Consider the following 16,408-nt stretch of genomic DNA (forward strand, 5'->3'; position numbering starts at 1 on the left):
AATTTTGAGTCCTAGCTGTCACTTATTCCGTATAAGGAGTGAAAGAGGTGTAGTCAATGATTGAGGAGTTAATCGATACATATAGTGATTATTTATATCGTATCGCTTTTATTTATACAAAAGATGAGAAGGTTGCGGAAGAAGTTGTACAAGATGTTTTTTGGAAGTACTATCAAACACAGCAATATGATGGGCGAGCTTCGATGAAAACCTATTTAACGAAAATGACGATTAATCGTAGCTATGATTATTTACGGAGTTGGAAAACACGAAAAAATCAATTTTTTGAATCGTTTACGCAGGCACAGCGAGCGACAGAAAGTATGATTTTACAACGAGAAGAACGTGGTGAGATTACGGCGGCGGTATTGAAACTACCAGTGAAATATCGTGAAGTTTTACTGTTGTATTATTATGAAGACATGCAGGTAAAGGAGATTGCGCAATTACTCGGTATAGTGGAATCTACTGTGAAAACAAGGTTACAACGTGCGCGTACTAAGCTGAAGGAAAACTTGCCACAAAATGAATGGGAGGTGCTACGTGATGCATAAAAAATGGCAACAAGAATTAAATAAAATGAAGCTAACACCACTGCAAAAAGAACGCGTGAAAGAGAGAGTAAAACAGCCTTCGGTAAATAGAAGAAAATCATTTGTGCCAATTATCGGACCAGCATTTGGTATGCTTGCTGTATTTTTAATCTGGCTTAATATACAAGATGGTACCAATTATAAAACAGCGAGCCAGGATATTAAGAAGGAAATCACATACCAGTCACTAAATTTGGAAATAACATTGTGGGTTACGGCTACGCTCGTATTACTGATGGCCAGTTATGTGCTTTTTATTTTGAATTGTTTAAAAGTAAAGCGTTGGCAACACAGTCCTTTTATTCAAAAAGTACAGCTTATGTTAAAATCATGGAAAATTATTTGGCTAGTATTTAGTGTATTATTATTACAAGCAATTGTTTGGCTAGGTGTATTTTATTTACCTTATCGATTGTTATTTGTGCAAGCGATTTTTAGTATCTTTTTAATCACGTTAATACTATTGCTTCAAATTTATTGGACACGTGATTTACTTCAAGCACATTGTCCGCACTGTGGTGAAGTGTTTACAAGAAAACAAGCACGTAAAAAGGCGACAATGGCATTTAGAGAAACGTGCGATGCATGTGGAGAGTTAGTTTATCCAGATCGTAAAGTAACGCAAAAACAAGCACCGTTTTATCTGATTGCGCCGATTTGTATTACCCTACAATGGACAGGAATCCATGGTGTATATACGTTGGGCATTTTAATTATTACGGCTATTTTTTCTGTTTTTTTCATAGCGCCTTATATGACGCAATTTACGAAAGAAAGTGAAGAACAGCAACCTCCTTTATGGTAAAATTTACGTGGAGGGGATGAAGATGGATCGTTTTCAAAAGGGATTAGAAACGATGAAAGACTATGTGACAGAGGATGCGCTCAAGCAAATGGTCCAATCGGATGCTTTAGCAGATATCGCGCCAGATTTGCGCAAAATGATTGTCGAGTTCGCGTACGGAGATATTTATTCACGTGAAGGGTTAGGCAAGAAAAAGCGTGCGCTCGTTGTCATTACAGCCGTTGTCACACAAGGGGCTGCACCGCAAACGAAAACACATATTACGCGCGGTTTACATGCAGGGTTAACACCAAAGGAAATTGTCGAGGCATTATTACAGCTTGTGCCGTATATCGGTTTCCCGCGTGTACAAAATGCGCTAACTATTGCGCAAGAAGTATTCCGTGAGAAAAAATTAACAGTGAAATAATGAAAAGGCGAGGTTGTCACTTAGCAACCTCGCCTTAGACTGTTGACAAACGCTTTCATCCTACGTTGCTTGCTTCGCTCGTCCGCTCATGAACTTAGGTTCTATTCGCGTCTTCGCTCGGCTACGCGCCTTGTCTGTCAAGCGTTTTCAAGACAGTCTGCAGATTTTATTATTTTTAAGTTTTACCTAAAAATAGTATTATAAATACTTTTCAATTTCTTTTTCGAATTTTGTTGGTTTATCTGTTGGGCCGAATCGTTTAATAATGTTCCCTTGTTTATCGACTAAAAACTTTGTGAAATTCCATTTTACCTTTTTCCCAAGTAGCCCTTTTGTTTCTTCTGTTACGAGCTTGAATAGCGGGTGGGCATCTTCACCGTTTACTTTGACAATTTCATGCATCGGAAATGTCACGCCGTATGTTAAACGGCATGCTTGTGAGGCTTGATCGGCAGTACCGACTTCTTGTTTAAATTGATTGGATGGAAAGCCAAGTACAACAAAATCATGGTCTGCATATTTTTTATATAATGCTTCTAACGCTTCAAATTGCCCGACTAAGCCACATTTCGTCGCCGTATTCACGATGAGCATTGTTTTTCCTTTGTAACGTTCTAGTGTATATGTTTCCCCAGTATCCGTTGTTACGTTAATATTATAAATTGACATTACATTTCCCCCTTGTTCATCCTTGCTAGAAAGTCATTTAATTGATGTACATGTTCTTTTAATGCTGGTCCTTCGCTCAGGAGGAAATCAGAACAAAACAGTTTATTGATGATTGCCTGTTCAATTTTAGGGTATGCTTCTTTTGCGAAGGGTGTAAGCGAAAAGTAGGCTGCGCGCTTATCTTTTGACGAGGGCGTTTTTTTAACCCAGTTTTTTTCAACAAGCTTTTGTAATACTGGGTTTAATGTGCCGATACCTAGACAAAGTTTTTCGCATAATGAAGAAGTAGTTCGTTGATCTTCCTCCGATAATGCGAGAAGTACTAAGTATTGAGGGTATGTTAAACCGAATGGTGCTAACGTTTTCGCATATAGCTTCGTAAATTGATTGGCTGCTTTATACACTTCAAAGCAAAGTTGGTGCTCTAATTTTTGCATAATACTTCTCATTCCTCCCCTTAATTAAATCGTATACGATGTAAATTTGTTTGTAAAATGATATGGTCTGCAAAAAATGTCGAAAGTATGTCCTTGCCACGATAAAATTATTCATATATGACAATTGTCACTATGCGTAAACGCTTTCATTTTATAAAGTGAAGAACGATAATTATATACAACAAGGAGATTCATACATTTTGACAAAGATTGCGTGGGTTACAGATACAGGTGCATTATTGACACCAGCGTTTATCGCACAACATAATGTACATGTTTTGCCGTTAAATATTGTGTTTGAAGAAGGGGCATATCGAGAAACGATTGATATTACACATAAAGAATTTTACGAAAAGCTACGTGCTACAAAAGTACATCCGACATCGTCACAACCTAATTTTGGGGAGCATGTTGCTTTATATGAAAGTTTAAAAGAGCAAGGGTATGATGTAGCGATTGCGATTCATACGTCGGGGCGGCAATCAGGTACAGCTTCTAGTGCACCAATGGCAGCACAGCAAGCGGGCTTTACATCATATACAATCGATTCGATGATTGGATCATATCCAATGCAAAAAATGCTTGAAAAAGGATTTGAACTTGAAAAACAAGGCGCTACTCCTGAAGAAATTGTAGCTGAAATTGAAGCCTTGTGCCCACGCTCGGAATTATCATTTATTCCAGCCAACTTAGAAAAGCTACACAAAAGTGGGCGAGTATCAGGAACGGCGATGTTTTTAAGTAATTTATTAAACATTAAGTTAGTCATTTCTTATGATAAAGGCGTTTGTGTCGTAACGCAAAAAGTACGTGCCGAAAAACGTGCGAAAAAGGCGATTACAGATCTTTTAGATAAAGCGTTAACAGAGTCATCTGTTACGGAAGTAGCAGTTATTCATACGAATAATGTAGAAGGTGCACTTGCATGGAGAAAAGAGTTAGAAGTGAGCTATCCAAACATGAACTTTATAATAACAGAACTGTCGGCAGTTGTTGGCGCACTAACAGGTGAAGGTACGCTAGGTTTAAGCTGGGTTCGTAGTTAATACACATAATGAGTAAATCTTAAAACATATATTACTATTTGAGTAACCGTTGCTTTCCGCTGCGGCACTCGCTTTCCACGGGCGAGATCAAGCCTCCTCGTCGCTCATGCTTCGCTCCTGCGGGGTCTTGATTGTCTCGCTTTTCCCGTAGGAGTCTCGTGCCTCCGCTACAAGCAACTAGTGTTCCATAAAATAATTGATTACTCAAAAATAACGAATAATTCTTATTGATAACAATAGAGAATAGGCAACGATACATGTAAACGGAAAGAAATTGATTTCTTTAAACGAAGGTAAATACTTGTTTAGAATATTAAGAAGCACTCACCTTTGCCGTAGCGCGCCATAGCCACAGGAGCCGGAACAGGAGATCCAAACAGGCCACGCCTGTTTTAGCTCCTGTGTAGGCTGTGGCAAAGCGCGGAGGCTATGATACATACCTTTACTATTTAACTGGTATTTTTAGGATGTATTTTTGCTCGTTAAGAGTTAATAAAAAGAAGCTTTAGTCTCGTACTAAAGCTTCTTCTTTTTTTGAAATTGTCCGATAAGCAAGCGCTAGTAAACTTGCGGTAACAAGGAAAAGAGCAATAAAAGCAACAATCCCATTCCAGCCGTAGTGTAGCCAGAAAAACCCGCCTGTTGTTCCGCCAATACTAGAACCGAAGTAATAGGCAAACAAGTAGAGGGAAGAGGCTTGGGCTTTATCTTTCTTAGCGCGGAAACTAACAGCTCCACTAGCGATAGAATGGGCGCCGAAAAAGCCAAATGTAAAAATCGTAATGCCGATGATTTTAGTAAATAAACTGATCGGTAAGGTGAGTAGTGCACCACAAAGCATAATAATAATCCCAGCAATTAATACTTTTTGGCGGCCAAAACGATCGGATAAGCTACCAAACCATGTCGAACTAAATGTGCCTACTAAATAGACGATAAAAATCCAACCAACGACTGTTGCACTAAGTGAATACGGCTCGTCTAATAGTTTATAGCTAATGTAATTAAATAATGTCACAAAGCTTCCCATGAGCATAAAGGCAATACCGAATAAACTCATTAAACCAGGGTCTTTTAAATGTTGAAATAATGATTTTGTTAATGTCTTTAATTTTAGTGGGCGTGCTTCAAAATGTTTTGATGGCGGAAGAGCCCATATAAAGTACAGGCAAATGAAAATACTTAAGACACCAAGGGAAATGAGCCCGATTCGCCAAGTAAAAAAGTCTGTCATTGTGCCCATTATAATTCTTCCGGCTAAACCACCGATGGAATTTCCGCTAATATAAAGCCCCATTGCCACACCTAAACTGGATGGGTCCATTTCTTCACCTAAATAAGCCATTGCAATGGCGGGGACCCCTGCTAACACAAAGCCTTGTACCCCACGCAATATAAGGAGCGATTCAAATGATGGGCTAAATGCTAACAGGAGTGTTAATAAGGAAGAAATGATAATCGAAATGGTCATAATCTTTTTACGACCCCATGCTTCAGAAAGCGAGCCAAATAAAATGAGGCTAAAAGCGAGTGTGACAGTGGCGATAGAGAGTGATAAGCTCGCTGTTGCAGGTGTAATATGAAACTCTTTTGAAAAGGCGGGCAATAATGGTTGTGTAATATATAAATTAGCAAATGTAATAAATCCTGCTGCAAAAAGTGCCAAATTCGTTTTTTTAAACTCTTTTGTGCCTTTATGAATATATGCCATCAAATTCTTCTTTCTATTATGTAGTGACGAAATTATTTTTAGTTAACGGTTTCAACTATTCGACTTTTTTACCTGTCAACGTTTTGGCCATTTGCTCTAACGTCATACCGGAATGAAGCTCAAAATGTCCTTTTTGTATGGAACGTGAATATTCTGGTTTGGCTAAATATAATTCGAGTTCCCGCCCGTTTTTTATAATGCCTGCATCTTCTGCCTGCTTGCCGATATCGTATAAACTAACACCTTCATAAATCATAATGGTGCCATATACTAAATCTTCATCTTTAGTTTCATTTGCTTGTGTGTTTTCTTTTTCTTCACTTGTAACTGCCACCGGTTCTTCCGTTGCAGGGTCTTGTAACCGTGTAATTTGTTCGTTTGCATCTGCTAATTGCTGTTCAAGTTGAGCGATTTTTTCTTTATATGTAGATGATTTTTCTTCTGAAATGGGCTGATCGATTCGACCTAGTAGTGTAAATAAGGCGCCTGCCAAAAACAAGCCGATTCCAATGCCGCGCAATGTTTTTTTCATTTATACGCCCCCATTCGATAAAATGCCTTGAATTTGTTCTGGCGTTAATGTGGAGCGTTTGCTAATTTCTTCAATGGACAACCCTTGTTTATTGAGCTCGATCACTTGACTCACTAAAATGCTATGTACAGGTTGAGTAGTTGCTCGTTGCATAGGTTGTTGTACGGTTTGAGTTGCTTTTACTTGCGCAGCCACTTGTTGAAATGTTGCCATCGGGTCCTTTTTTGCTTGTGTTTTAGGTGATTGCACTTTGAAACTTGGTTCAAGTAACAATTCTTCCTCTACGATTTTCAACCGACGTTTCATGCTATTTGTTTCTTGATATATGCTAATCGATAGTTCCTCTAAGTCTTTTTCTAGCTGTTTAGAAGAATCTTTAAAGAAAAATGATAAAACAATAAAAATAATCCCAACGCCCATGATGATTAATGATATGTCCATGAATAGTCCCTCCTATTTGTAGTCAATTTTAATCAATTACACCTCGGCGTAACTGCGTCCAGATTGTGAATTGAACTGTGTTTGTACAATCGACTCTATTCAAATACCAATTGAATGAAGATAAAATTATTATAACAAAACTTAGTGTGATTTGATGCTAGATTTTTTAAAAGAATGTGGTATAATGGGTAAGTCGTATAAATCATGCTCAAATTTTTAATGATAATTCTTGAATTAGAGTGGGAGGGTTAATGATGCGCGTAAACATTACTTTAGCTTGCACAGATTGCGGCGAACGTAACTACATTTCTAAAAAGAACAAGCGTAACAATCCAGAGCGTCTTGAACTTAAAAAATATTGCTCTCGCGAGAAGAAATACACTCTTCACCGTGAAACGAAGTAATCGCTCTATTAGCCAAAGCCACTTGTGGTTTTGGCTTTTAGTTTGTATGGATAGGAAAAGTATTCGCATAACATACTAACTCGCGCTATTTTGATGTGAGTTGTGTATTTCTAAAAGCGGAAAGGTTGCGAGCATAGTGGATAAAAAAATACTACGTAATGAGATGAGACAGCGTTTAAAGCAAATGGATGAAGCAACTTATTTGCATCGTTCACGTCTTATTCAACAACGTTTATTGCAAGAACCTTCCATTATAGAAGGAGAAACGATTGCTGTGACGATGTCTCGGTTTCCTGAAGTGGAAACACGTGAAATCATACAGGCTCTTTGGCAGCTTGGGAAAACGGTCGCCGTACCAAAGTGTCAATCACAGACGCATGAAATGGATTTTTATATGATTGACCACTTTAATCAGTTAGAAATCGTTTATTTTGGTATTGAGGAGCCAATCCTTATACAAACAAAGCGTATTTCAAAGCGAGAAATTGATGTCATCATCGTACCAGGAATCGTTTTTAATAAAGCAGGATATCGAGTAGGGTTTGGTGGAGGATATTACGATCGTTATTTATTGGGCTATATAGGAGAGAAAATATCCCTTGCCTTTGATGAACAAGTAACAGAATGTGTTCCTACAGAATCACATGACATTCCTGTGAATATTATTTTGACAGATAAACAACGTATACTTGCCCACAAATCGGAGGAATAGACGAAGATGAAAACAATGATTGATATTTATGATTTATTAAAACAATTTGGGATATACATTTATACAGGTGATCGCCTTGGTGATTTAGAACTAATTGAGGACGAGATTAAGGAACTATTTAAATCGCGAATGATTGAGATGGAAGTCTATCAAACAGCCTTATTATTAATTCGTCAGGAAGAAAGAAGATTAAATACGCGCAATTAATATGTTATTGTGTTATAATGGATGTTAGTTTTATTATAAGACATAGATGCAGTTGGGAATTCCAGTGACTTTACAGGGGAATTTTAACGAAATCGCCCTTTGTGAACAGTGGAAAATTCCACTGTTTTCCTATTTTTTGGCTAGAGAAATAGAGGGCTTCATGGAAATGTACAAAAATATGTTTTTATAATGCAACCTTTATTGAATAGAAACGTACTAATTATGGAGACAATGCAAAAGATGTTGTCCCAAATATTCTGGCTATTCAAGGCTGAGACAAATAATATTGATTATTGAGGGGAAAACGATTAATATATTGTTTGTTTCAAAACACTACAAAAATTATTTTTATAACTGGAGAGGATGTTAAGGATGAAAGCAATGAAATGGCCTAAACATTCGATAATAGCTTTTGCAATTATTGCTACATGGATTAAAACCGTAATCGCATATGTAACAAGTTTTGATATGAGTATTGACAATGGAATGCAGTATTTTATTTTATTCATCAATCCATTAAGCTTCTTGTTGTTTGCGTACGGTATATCGTTATTCTTTAAATCAGCAAAAGTGCGTAATCGATATATTATCTGGATGAGTTTAGTGCTATCGATCGTATTGTATGGGAATGTAGCCTTTTACCGTTTTTATAACGACTTTATTACGTTGCCGGTCTTGTTCCAAACAAGTAATTTTAGTGACTTAGGAACATCGGCTGCTGCGATTATAAATTGGTTTGACTTTTTATATTTCGTAGATGTGATTTTATTAATTATTTTAGTAAAAATGTTACCAACATTAAAGGAACAATTTACGGTTCGCAAAGAAGTTCGTCGTGCCTATTTTGTGTTATCTGTAGCGATACTATTCTTAAATTTAGGACTTGCGGAAACAGAACGTCCACAATTATTAACACGTAGCTTTGACCGCGAATTATTAGTGAAAAATATCGGTACGTACAACTATCATTTATATGATATTTATGTTCAATCAAAGTCATCTGCTCAGCGTGCACTAGCGGACGGCAGTGAATTAGTTGAAGTGAATAACTACGTGCGAGCAAACCAAGCATCAACGAATGAAGAATTATTCGGGAAGTATGCGGGACGTAATGTGATTTTAGTATCGATGGAATCGCTACAAAGCTTTGTCATTAATAATGACATGAATGGAGAGGTTGTAACGCCATTCTTAAATTCATTAACGAATGACAAAGACACGTATTATTTCAGTGATTTTTATCATCAAACAGGGCTTGGTAAAACGTCAGATTCAGAGTTTATTGTAGAAAACTCATTATTCGGCTTAGGTCGCGGTGCGGTATTCTTCACGCATGGTGAGAACACATATAACTCGATGTCAGAACGTTTAGGGGAAAATGGATATTTCACAAGTGTCATGCATCCAAATAATAAATCATTCTGGAACCGTGATCGTATTTATCAATCACTTAATATCGATAAGTTTTACGATATTAACTCCTATACAATTGGTGAAGGCGAAGCAGTAAACTGGGGGATGAAGGATATTCCGTTCTTCGAGCAATCTGCACAGTTAATGTCTGAGATGCCAAAGCCATTTTATACACGAATGATCACGTTAACAAACCATTATCCATTCTACTTAGATGAAGAGGATAAATATATAAATGAATACACTTCAAACTCAGGTACATTGAATCGTTACTTCCAAACAGTTCGTTATATGGATGAATCGATTAAACTATTCTTTGACGACTTAAAAGAACAAGGTTTATATGAAAACTCTATTATCGTATTATATGGTGACCACTATGGTATTTCGGAGAACCATAATAAGGCGACGGCTATGTACTTAGAGAAAGAAGAAATTACGCCTTACGACACTGCGTTACTTCAATCTGTACCGTTATTTATTCATATTCCAGGTGCTAATGATGGCGGGGAAATAACGGAAGCAGCTGGTCAAATAGATTTACGTCCAACAATTCTTCATTTATTAGGCATTGATACATCAAAAGATATGCAACTTGGTGCGGACCTGTTTTCGGAGGAGCATGAAGACTTTGTAATTTTCCGTGATGGTCGATTTGTAACAGATGAATTGGTCTATGCGAATGAAGTATGTTATGATCGTACAACAGGTGAGGCAACAGCGATTGAAGCGTGTCAGCCATATGTAGAACGTGCAACAACTGAACTTGAATACTCAGATAAAATCATCAATGGTGATTTGCTTCGTTTTTATGATCCAGAAACAGGCTCATTACTTGATGAAAAAACGAAATAAAGCGAAGGCATTTGCCTTCGCTTTTATCATTTTAACGAATCAAAAAACAGCTTAGCATACGCTAGGCTGTTTTTTGATTAGCTATTAGTGGTGTGTAGGTGGATAACCTGCGTTTAGTACTGTCATGATTACGAACCAGCCAAGAATAGCTGCTCCCGCAAAATGAAATACTACAGAAAGAAGATTTTTTTCTTTAATTCCTTGGAATGTGCCCACTACACAAATGATAGCGATAAGTCCAAAAATAACCATTAAAATCCAATGCATGATATAAGGCACTCCTTTCGACATTATTAAAGAATGTCACAAACAATATTCCTTCTATATTGTATAGCTTTCCAGTAGTTTTGTCGAGGGCAAAAAAATGACGTTTATTTGAATTTCTTCTAGAAGAATAAAGAAAACAAAACAACTTGTAAATGTTTAGCTTAGTGCATCAAGTGAAGGGTACTTTCAGTTTTCTACCGAATTCAATTATTTATTCATGGCATTGAAGCAAATGATAGAGGGAAGGGTAATATTTTTTCTCTTCTTTTATTTTTTTTAGTAACAATCGTCCAATGCGAAATGAGAAGTTTGAATAGAGTAATAACTAGAGGACTAAAGAATTAATTAAAGAACTTATGCTAAATATACGTATTTTGATTCAATACCAAAATATGTTCTTGATTAAAGGAGGAGGATTCTCAAAGCACATGGAGTGAAGGGCGGTGACTCCAGCGGGAAAAGCGATAGAAGAACAAAGGCTAAAATCGTCACGTCCTGTGACAATTTATCTGCGCGAAAGCAAAGCGACAGCGGCAACGCCTTTGTGACCAACATCATGTTGGCGCGAGACCCCGCAGGAAATTTATTTGCGACGAAAGCGCAGCGTCAAGAGCACCGAAGAATGAGCGACGAGGAGGCTCGACCTCGCCCGCGGAAAGCGTCCGCCCGTAACGGAATGTGCGGTCAAGTACATGTTTTGGTGAAGAGCCAGTCTTTTTTATAAAAACTTTGAAAGGATGAGAGCATCGTTACAGTCATTTTAACTCGTTCAACCGATGTATATGTAACATTATCAGAGCGTGCCAGAATTGCTAATGAAGCTAATGCCGATTTGTTCGTATCATTCCATGAAAATAGTGCCTCAAGTCCATCTGCAACAGGTTATGAAGATTATATTTCAGCAACAGCTCAAAATGTCACTGCTTCCGTGCGAGAGGCTTTCCATCGTGTAGTAGCAGAGTTTCTTACACAAAAAGGCATTCAAAATCGCGGTATGAAATCCGCGAGCTTTCAAGTATTACGTGAAACAACAATGCCAGCTATTTTAGTAGAGCATTTGTTTATTTCTAACCCGAATGATTTAATATTGCAAACAGATGTGAATTTTATAAACGAAGCGGCTCAAATGTACGCTAGAGCTATTAGGGCTGCGTTAGCAACGATAGGAAAAACAAATGGTACAGTCTGTTTAGATGCGGGGCATGGTGGGGAAGATGCAGGGGCGACAAACGGAAATGAATATGAGAAAAATCATGTACTTAGACTTGTATTACAGATCAAGTCTATTTTAAGTGGAACACAAATAGATCTTTCAAACAAAATAGGGTATAAAGTTGTGGAAGGCGCGAATGCTTTTCGGATTCAGTCTGGGAGGTATGAAACGAAAGCAGATATGCTGGTAGCGATGAACGAAGCACTACGGCAACAATATTTATACTATGCACAGGAGCTTAATTCCAATAGTAACGAAAAGGGATGGCGCTTTATTAGCGGTAAATATAACACGCAAGTCGATGCATTTAATGCTGCGGAAAGAGCGCTTCGTGATGGAAAGTTAAAATATGTAACGCTTATTGGTACGATAGAATAATAGATAGCCAGAGGTATTGATTATACAAATACTAGGAGATAACAAGCGTGATATTTTAATGGAATGGTTGATAAAAGGGGCTTGCTCGTTGATTGGAAAGCAAGTCAGCCGTTGCGGAAATCAACGTATTCCAAGGTGTCTATTAACAATAAAGGTAAATCAACACACGTAATAGATAGCAGTTTTTGTCGATGTAGAGTGGTTATATGCGGCAGTATCGTTTACAATTTACTTGATACAAGATGTTCATTTGAAATGAGGAGGTAATGTCCATGGCAAAGTGTAGTGTTCGCATATATCCTTTAGGACCAATACAAACAAACTGTTATATCGTCAGCAATAAAAGTAAAGAGTGTATTATTTTTGATCCAGGTGAAGAAGGTGCACGTTTAGTAAAAGAGATTAAAACAAATAACTTAAAACCGATAGCGATTTTTTTAACGCATGCGCATTTTGATCATATTGGTGCAGTAGATATTGTACGGGAGACATTCGATATACCCGTTTACATTCATGAAAAAGAAGTCGACTGGCTAACGGATCCGTTAAAAAATGGTTCGGGCAAATATTTTGAATTGCCAAATTATACAGTAAAGGCACCGTTAGAAGAGCATATTATTCGCACAGAGCAAACATTTGAAATAGGGGACTTTCAGTTTGAAGCGGTATTTACGCCAGGCCATTCGCCAGGGAGCGTATCGTATGTATTCGAAGAAGATGGTTTTGCGATTGTGGGGGATACATTATTTGAAGGCAGTATCGGTCGCACAGATTTAATAGGTGGTTCGATGCAAGTACTATTAAAATCAATCCACGATAAGTTGCTAACATTAGATGAAGATATAATTATCTATCCAGGACATGGCGACTATACAACGCCGTCTGCTGAAATGGAGAATAATCCGTTTTTAAATGGGTTTTAATGATATAAGAAAAGCGTATCGCCAATGCGATACGCTTTTTATTAATGTCCGGCACCCGGTACGTGCATGAATGTTGCATAGTACGTAAATCCAGCAAAAAAGATTGTTAAATACGCACCAAAAATGTACATGTACATACGTTCTGAAAGGTTTAAGAAGCCTAATAATAAGAATAATCCAGTATTACCTACGAATAATAGCGAAACCTCAGACATATGTCCCAGATAGAACATAACAGCAAAAATACCTGTCCAGAAAGCCATAACTTTATACATATTAGCCATTTCAATTTTCCCTCCTTTGGCGAGTGAATACACTAGTCTCCCGTATATTATAAATGATGTGTATCAATAATGTAAACTGTCACTTAAGTTAACTTTGTGACAATCACGTGTAAATTATGTTTTTACTCATTTTACGTGAATTTCGTATTTACAATGTTCACATTTATGTAACATGTTTTCCGTTTGAATAAATTCATTTTGCGAAAATAATGCATCAATTTGTCCACGTAAATAAGCTTCGTGGAATGTACAAATAAGATCTTGATACAGTGGCAATTGGTTATGGAAAGGGCAATTGTAAATTGTAAACTGAATGATTCTTTGTGCATCTTGTTCTGCAATGAGTGGCACGTAGCCAATGAGTGCAGCACGTTCTGATAATAGGTTTACTTTTTCCTCGAATGTTAATGAGGATTTAGCCCGTGAACATATGCCCTTCATCTCCTCAAGGCCTTGTATATAGGCAAGCTCTTTCCCTTTGTCCACTGCTTCTTCACCCAGCGAGCTTACTAATTGGAGTAAAATATTAAAAAGAAGCGGTTCCTCTCGCTTTGGAAAAGTTAATGTAATGCCTTCTTCCGCCGCTTTATAAAGACGCCCAGGACGACCACCTTTCCCCGTTTTCACGAAATCCGCAGTAACTACTTTAATTTCAGATAGTTTCGTCAGATGGAGCCTTGCAACGTTTGGATGAATTTGAAATTGATTAGCAATTTCTTGGACGGTAAATGTACGTTTGTTCTGTAACATAAAATCATAAATTTGAAATCTTGTTTCATCAGCTAAAGTGCTTGTAATTTTTAACGGATGTAACAATTTGCTTCACCTCGTTTTCTCTATTTAATTATAGTGTATATTGTGTAGGAAGCCTACCTTTTTGTAACGGAATTTGCTATTTATTACACCGTAATGCTTACTACCATGATGAAATTTTTAAAAAAGACGTCAAAATTAAATTTTGCCCATTTCTATTTCCTTTTGTGAAACCTCTGACTATAATGATGGCATAGATAGCGATATGCCCATTATTTATACAAAAGAGGTGTATAGAATGGAGCATGAGACAATTATTGCCACTCAAAGCGAGCAGTTAATTTTAAAAGCATGTCATTTTGGTGCATCCGATATTCATCTAGTTCCGACAAAAGAACAGTATTCCATTTTACTCCGCAAATTTGGAAAACTGATCGAAATGGGAACATTGCCAGATGAAATGGGTATGCGGGTTATTTCATATCTTAAATATTTATCTTCTCTTGATATTAGCGAAAAGCGCAAGCCGCAAAGCGGGGCATTTCAAAAAGAAATTGAACACAGTATGTATGCTTTTCGTATATCTACTTTACCTTCTATATATGCAAAAGAAAGCGTCGTTGTACGTATATTACGGCAAAATGCAGCCTATCCACTTGCTTCACTTTGTTTTCATCCTCAAACTGCTCATGTATTAACACAACTTGTACACCATAGACAAGGTCTCCTATTAATTACTGGGGCGACTGGCTCAGGTAAAACGACAACCTTATATTCTTTAATTCGATATTGTCGTTCAACACTTTCACGCCACGTCATTTCTTTAGAAGATCCAGTGGAAAGTAGCCAAGAAGATTTATTGCAAATTCAAGTCAATGAACGTGCGGGTGTTACATATGCCGCCGGATTAAAGGCCATTTTAAGACACTCGCCGGATGTCATTATGATTGGTGAAATACGCGACCGTGAAACAGCAAGGATTGCACTAGAAGCCGCATTAACGGGCCATCTTGTCATCTCAACAGTGCATGCAAAAGACACGGTCAATTGTTTATACCGTTTAATGGACTTAAGTCTTTCGATTGAAGAACTGAGACAAGCACTTGTTGGGATTGTAGCGCAAACATTAATCTATGTAGAGCAAAATGATGAGCGAAAGGCACTTTTCGAAATTTTGAGTGATACCGCTTTAGATGAGGCGATTACCGTCACAAAGAATGGAAGTGTGTATGCGTTAGCAAAAGAGTTAACATTAGAAGCGCAAACACTTGGTATCCAAAGGTTGTATATATAATGTTCACGCAGTTGTTCACATATTTTCGACCAAGTAATCGTATTCGAGTGATTCAGTTACCACAGCTACTTAGTAGAACGAGTACGTTGCTTGAAGAAGGTTATACATTTGCGGAGTGTATTGAAATGTTACTCCCTTATCATGTAAAAGACTATCCGAAATGGAGGTCAACATTTGAACAAGTATTTCAAGACGGTGTAGGGCCGACTACTATATTTGCATTAATGGGGATGAAACGGCAATATCTTTTGTCAATTGAATTAGCTGAAATGACAGGAAATCTGTCACACACTTTATCGATTGTTGGCAATCAAGTGCAGTTTTCTGAAGAAATGAAACAGCGAGTAGCGAAATTGCTCGTTTACCCAGTCGTTCTATTTATGTTAATCGTTGGTTTATTTATCGTGTTTCGTCTCAAGTTTTTGCCCAATATACAGCAAATGATGTATACGCGTGTTGGCTATAGTAATACATCAAGTATTCAATGGTCTAAATTTTTTTTACACATGCCAGATTATATTATCGTACTAATTGTGTTGTTTACTGGCTGGCTTGTATTAAGCGTAACGTACGTTAGCCGAAAGCGAATTGATTTACAATTAGCTTTGTTATTAAAACTCCCGTTTATTCGCTATTATTGGCGCTTATTAATGACAAGGCAGTTTTCAAGAACACTTGGTGAACTGTTGTTAACGGGCTTTTCATTGCAGGCAGCGTTAGAACATTTAATGATACAACCTCACCAAAAACAACTAGCCTATATTTCCTCAGTTGTTCAACAAAGGGTGATATATGGCGATGCGTTATCTCAAGCAGTTCTTTTATTAAACTTTTTTTATCCAAAATTTCATCATTTTATTGCACATGGCGAACAGAGCGGACTTCTCGGGCGTGAGCTCATTTTGTATGCGGAACTATTAGATAGTAAGTTGCAAAACGGAATTAAAATGATAACGAAAATTGTTCAGCCAATGTTATTTATCATTATTGCCATTTGTATTGTTGCAGCATATTTAAGTATTTTACTACCTATGTACAATATGTTGGATGTCATATAGGAGG

Annotated in this window: 20 protein-coding genes; 12 read left to right on the plus strand and 8 right to left on the minus strand. The window is 37.3% G+C overall.

From position 1 onward, the window contains the following. Window positions 1–56 precede the first annotated feature (56 nt). Genes ACQQ2I_RS06865 through ACQQ2I_RS06875 form a run of 3 tightly spaced genes read left to right on the plus strand, consistent with a single transcriptional unit; the run spans window position 57 to window position 1,807 of the window. Window positions 57–554: a sigma-70 family RNA polymerase sigma factor gene (locus tag ACQQ2I_RS06865; protein ID WP_431029814.1), complete on the plus strand. Its 498-nt coding sequence runs from the start codon at window positions 57–59 to the stop codon at window positions 552–554. Next, window positions 547–1,398, plus strand: a complete 852-nt coding sequence (locus ACQQ2I_RS06870) for a hypothetical protein (protein WP_431029815.1) — start codon at window positions 547–549, stop codon at window positions 1,396–1,398. The genes ACQQ2I_RS06865 and ACQQ2I_RS06870 overlap by 8 nt, the downstream gene beginning before the upstream one ends. Before the next feature lie 16 nt (window positions 1,399–1,414). Next, window positions 1,415–1,807 (plus strand): carboxymuconolactone decarboxylase family protein, encoded by a 393-nt coding sequence (locus ACQQ2I_RS06875; protein ID WP_431029816.1) that lies wholly within the window; start codon window positions 1,415–1,417, stop codon window positions 1,805–1,807. 198 nt (window positions 1,808–2,005) lie between these two features. On the opposite strand, the gene ACQQ2I_RS06880 is transcribed toward ACQQ2I_RS06875, so the two are convergent. Both ACQQ2I_RS06880 and ACQQ2I_RS06885 read right to left on the minus strand, forming a co-directional pair. Further along, complete coding sequence (locus ACQQ2I_RS06880; protein WP_431029817.1) at window positions 2,006–2,476, minus strand: glutathione peroxidase; 471 nt, start codon at window positions 2,474–2,476, stop codon at window positions 2,006–2,008. Continuing rightward, a complete protein-coding gene (locus tag ACQQ2I_RS06885) occupies window positions 2,476–2,913 on the minus strand; it encodes a MarR family winged helix-turn-helix transcriptional regulator (protein ID WP_431029818.1) in 438 nt (145 codons plus the stop codon). The genes ACQQ2I_RS06880 and ACQQ2I_RS06885 overlap by 1 nt, the downstream gene beginning before the upstream one ends. A 200-nt stretch (window positions 2,914–3,113) precedes the next feature. Here ACQQ2I_RS06885 and ACQQ2I_RS06890 point away from each other — a divergent pair, with 200 nt between their 5' ends. Continuing rightward, entirely contained in the window at window positions 3,114–3,959 is an 846-nt protein-coding gene (locus ACQQ2I_RS06890) for a DegV family protein (RefSeq protein WP_431029819.1), read from the plus strand. Window positions 3,960–4,464: 505 nt separating this feature from the next. Here ACQQ2I_RS06890 and ACQQ2I_RS06895 read toward each other — a convergent pair. From ACQQ2I_RS06895 to ACQQ2I_RS06905, 3 genes are read right to left on the minus strand one after another with little or no spacing between them, the layout of a single operon-like run. Further along, on the minus strand, window positions 4,465–5,670 hold the full coding sequence (locus tag ACQQ2I_RS06895) for an MFS transporter (protein WP_431029820.1): 1,206 nt from the start codon (window positions 5,668–5,670) through the stop codon (window positions 4,465–4,467). Window positions 5,671–5,725: 55 nt separating this feature from the next. Next, window positions 5,726–6,202 carry a hypothetical protein gene (locus ACQQ2I_RS06900; RefSeq protein WP_431029821.1) on the minus strand — a complete coding sequence of 159 codons (477 nt, stop codon included), beginning with the start codon at window positions 6,200–6,202 and terminating at the stop codon, window positions 5,726–5,728. Then, on the minus strand, window positions 6,203–6,643 hold the full coding sequence (locus ACQQ2I_RS06905; RefSeq protein WP_431029822.1) for a hypothetical protein: 441 nt from the start codon (window positions 6,641–6,643) through the stop codon (window positions 6,203–6,205). A gap of 254 nt (window positions 6,644–6,897) precedes the next feature. On the opposite strand from ACQQ2I_RS06905, the gene rpmG reads away from it, so the two are divergent. The 4 genes from rpmG to ACQQ2I_RS06925 all read left to right on the plus strand — a co-directional run bounded on the left by rpmG (window position 6,898) and on the right by ACQQ2I_RS06925 (window position 10,234). After that, window positions 6,898–7,047 carry a 50S ribosomal protein L33 gene (rpmG, locus tag ACQQ2I_RS06910; protein WP_008408521.1) on the plus strand — a complete coding sequence of 50 codons (150 nt, stop codon included), beginning with the start codon at window positions 6,898–6,900 and terminating at the stop codon, window positions 7,045–7,047. 136 nt (window positions 7,048–7,183) lie between these two features. Beyond that, a complete protein-coding gene (locus tag ACQQ2I_RS06915) occupies window positions 7,184–7,759 on the plus strand; it encodes a 5-formyltetrahydrofolate cyclo-ligase (RefSeq protein WP_431029823.1) in 576 nt (191 codons plus the stop codon). Between the two features lie 6 nt (window positions 7,760–7,765). Next, window positions 7,766–7,966: a YqgQ family protein gene (locus ACQQ2I_RS06920; protein WP_391371764.1), complete on the plus strand. Its 201-nt coding sequence runs from the start codon at window positions 7,766–7,768 to the stop codon at window positions 7,964–7,966. A gap of 372 nt (window positions 7,967–8,338) precedes the next feature. After that, a complete protein-coding gene (locus ACQQ2I_RS06925) occupies window positions 8,339–10,234 on the plus strand; it encodes an LTA synthase family protein (RefSeq protein ID WP_431029824.1) in 1,896 nt (631 codons plus the stop codon). An 84-nt stretch (window positions 10,235–10,318) separates the two neighbouring features. Here the strand turns inward: ACQQ2I_RS06925 and ACQQ2I_RS06930 are convergent, their stop codons facing one another. After that, window positions 10,319–10,501, minus strand: a complete 183-nt coding sequence (locus ACQQ2I_RS06930) for a DUF2759 domain-containing protein (protein ID WP_431029825.1) — start codon at window positions 10,499–10,501, stop codon at window positions 10,319–10,321. 757 nt (window positions 10,502–11,258) lie between these two features. Here ACQQ2I_RS06930 and ACQQ2I_RS06935 point away from each other — a divergent pair. After that, window positions 11,259–12,092, plus strand: coding sequence for an N-acetylmuramoyl-L-alanine amidase (locus ACQQ2I_RS06935; RefSeq protein ID WP_431030466.1), 834 nt, complete (start codon window positions 11,259–11,261; stop codon window positions 12,090–12,092). Between the two features lie 272 nt (window positions 12,093–12,364). Beyond that, complete coding sequence (locus tag ACQQ2I_RS06940; protein WP_431029826.1) at window positions 12,365–13,015, plus strand: MBL fold metallo-hydrolase; 651 nt, start codon at window positions 12,365–12,367, stop codon at window positions 13,013–13,015. A 41-nt stretch (window positions 13,016–13,056) separates the two neighbouring features. Here the strand turns inward: ACQQ2I_RS06940 and ACQQ2I_RS06945 are convergent, their stop codons facing one another. Beyond that, complete coding sequence (locus ACQQ2I_RS06945; RefSeq protein WP_431029827.1) at window positions 13,057–13,299, minus strand: DUF2626 family protein; 243 nt, start codon at window positions 13,297–13,299, stop codon at window positions 13,057–13,059. A 126-nt stretch (window positions 13,300–13,425) separates the two neighbouring features. Then, window positions 13,426–14,115: a helix-turn-helix transcriptional regulator gene (locus tag ACQQ2I_RS06950; RefSeq protein WP_431029828.1), complete on the minus strand. Its 690-nt coding sequence runs from the start codon at window positions 14,113–14,115 to the stop codon at window positions 13,426–13,428. Between the two features lie 235 nt (window positions 14,116–14,350). Here ACQQ2I_RS06950 and comGA point away from each other — a divergent pair, with 235 nt between their 5' ends. After that, window positions 14,351–15,346, plus strand: a complete 996-nt coding sequence (gene comGA, locus ACQQ2I_RS06955) for a competence type IV pilus ATPase ComGA (protein ID WP_431029829.1) — start codon at window positions 14,351–14,353, stop codon at window positions 15,344–15,346. Further along, on the plus strand, window positions 15,346–16,404 hold the full coding sequence (comGB, locus tag ACQQ2I_RS06960; protein ID WP_431029830.1) for a competence type IV pilus assembly protein ComGB: 1,059 nt from the start codon (window positions 15,346–15,348) through the stop codon (window positions 16,402–16,404). The genes comGA and comGB overlap by 1 nt, the downstream gene beginning before the upstream one ends. Window positions 16,405–16,408 lie beyond the last annotated feature (4 nt).

This window comes from Lysinibacillus sp. LZ02, from assembly GCF_050613145.1.
Taxonomy (GTDB): Bacteria; Bacillota; Bacilli; order Bacillales_A; family Planococcaceae; genus Lysinibacillus_B.

What these genes read in the sequence shown, in the direction of transcription:
- ACQQ2I_RS06865 (WP_431029814.1), top strand. Translation starts at nt 57, where the DNA reads ATGATTGAGGAGTTAATCGATACATATAGTGATTATTTATATCGTATC.
- ACQQ2I_RS06925 (WP_431029824.1), top strand. Translation starts at nt 8,339, where the DNA reads ATGAAAGCAATGAAATGGCCTAAACATTCGATAATAGCTTTTGCAATT.
- ACQQ2I_RS06940 (WP_431029826.1), top strand. Translation starts at nt 12,365, where the DNA reads ATGGCAAAGTGTAGTGTTCGCATATATCCTTTAGGACCAATACAAACA.
- comGB (WP_431029830.1), top strand. Translation starts at nt 15,346, where the DNA reads ATGTTCACGCAGTTGTTCACATATTTTCGACCAAGTAATCGTATTCGA.
- ACQQ2I_RS06880 (WP_431029817.1), bottom strand. Translation starts at nt 2,476, where the DNA reads ATGTCAATTTATAATATTAACGTAACAACGGATACTGGGGAAACATAT.
- ACQQ2I_RS06870 (WP_431029815.1), top strand. Translation starts at nt 547, where the DNA reads ATGCATAAAAAATGGCAACAAGAATTAAATAAAATGAAGCTAACACCA.
- rpmG (WP_008408521.1), top strand. Translation starts at nt 6,898, where the DNA reads ATGCGCGTAAACATTACTTTAGCTTGCACAGATTGCGGCGAACGTAAC.
- ACQQ2I_RS06875 (WP_431029816.1), top strand. Translation starts at nt 1,415, where the DNA reads ATGAAGATGGATCGTTTTCAAAAGGGATTAGAAACGATGAAAGACTAT.
- ACQQ2I_RS06905 (WP_431029822.1), bottom strand. Translation starts at nt 6,643, where the DNA reads ATGGACATATCATTAATCATCATGGGCGTTGGGATTATTTTTATTGTT.
- ACQQ2I_RS06895 (WP_431029820.1), bottom strand. Translation starts at nt 5,670, where the DNA reads ATGGCATATATTCATAAAGGCACAAAAGAGTTTAAAAAAACGAATTTG.
- ACQQ2I_RS06920 (WP_391371764.1), top strand. Translation starts at nt 7,766, where the DNA reads ATGAAAACAATGATTGATATTTATGATTTATTAAAACAATTTGGGATA.
- comGA (WP_431029829.1), top strand. Translation starts at nt 14,351, where the DNA reads ATGGAGCATGAGACAATTATTGCCACTCAAAGCGAGCAGTTAATTTTA.
- ACQQ2I_RS06930 (WP_431029825.1), bottom strand. Translation starts at nt 10,501, where the DNA reads ATGCATTGGATTTTAATGGTTATTTTTGGACTTATCGCTATCATTTGT.
- ACQQ2I_RS06885 (WP_431029818.1), bottom strand. Translation starts at nt 2,913, where the DNA reads ATGCAAAAATTAGAGCACCAACTTTGCTTTGAAGTGTATAAAGCAGCC.
- ACQQ2I_RS06945 (WP_431029827.1), bottom strand. Translation starts at nt 13,299, where the DNA reads ATGGCTAATATGTATAAAGTTATGGCTTTCTGGACAGGTATTTTTGCT.
- ACQQ2I_RS06900 (WP_431029821.1), bottom strand. Translation starts at nt 6,202, where the DNA reads ATGAAAAAAACATTGCGCGGCATTGGAATCGGCTTGTTTTTGGCAGGC.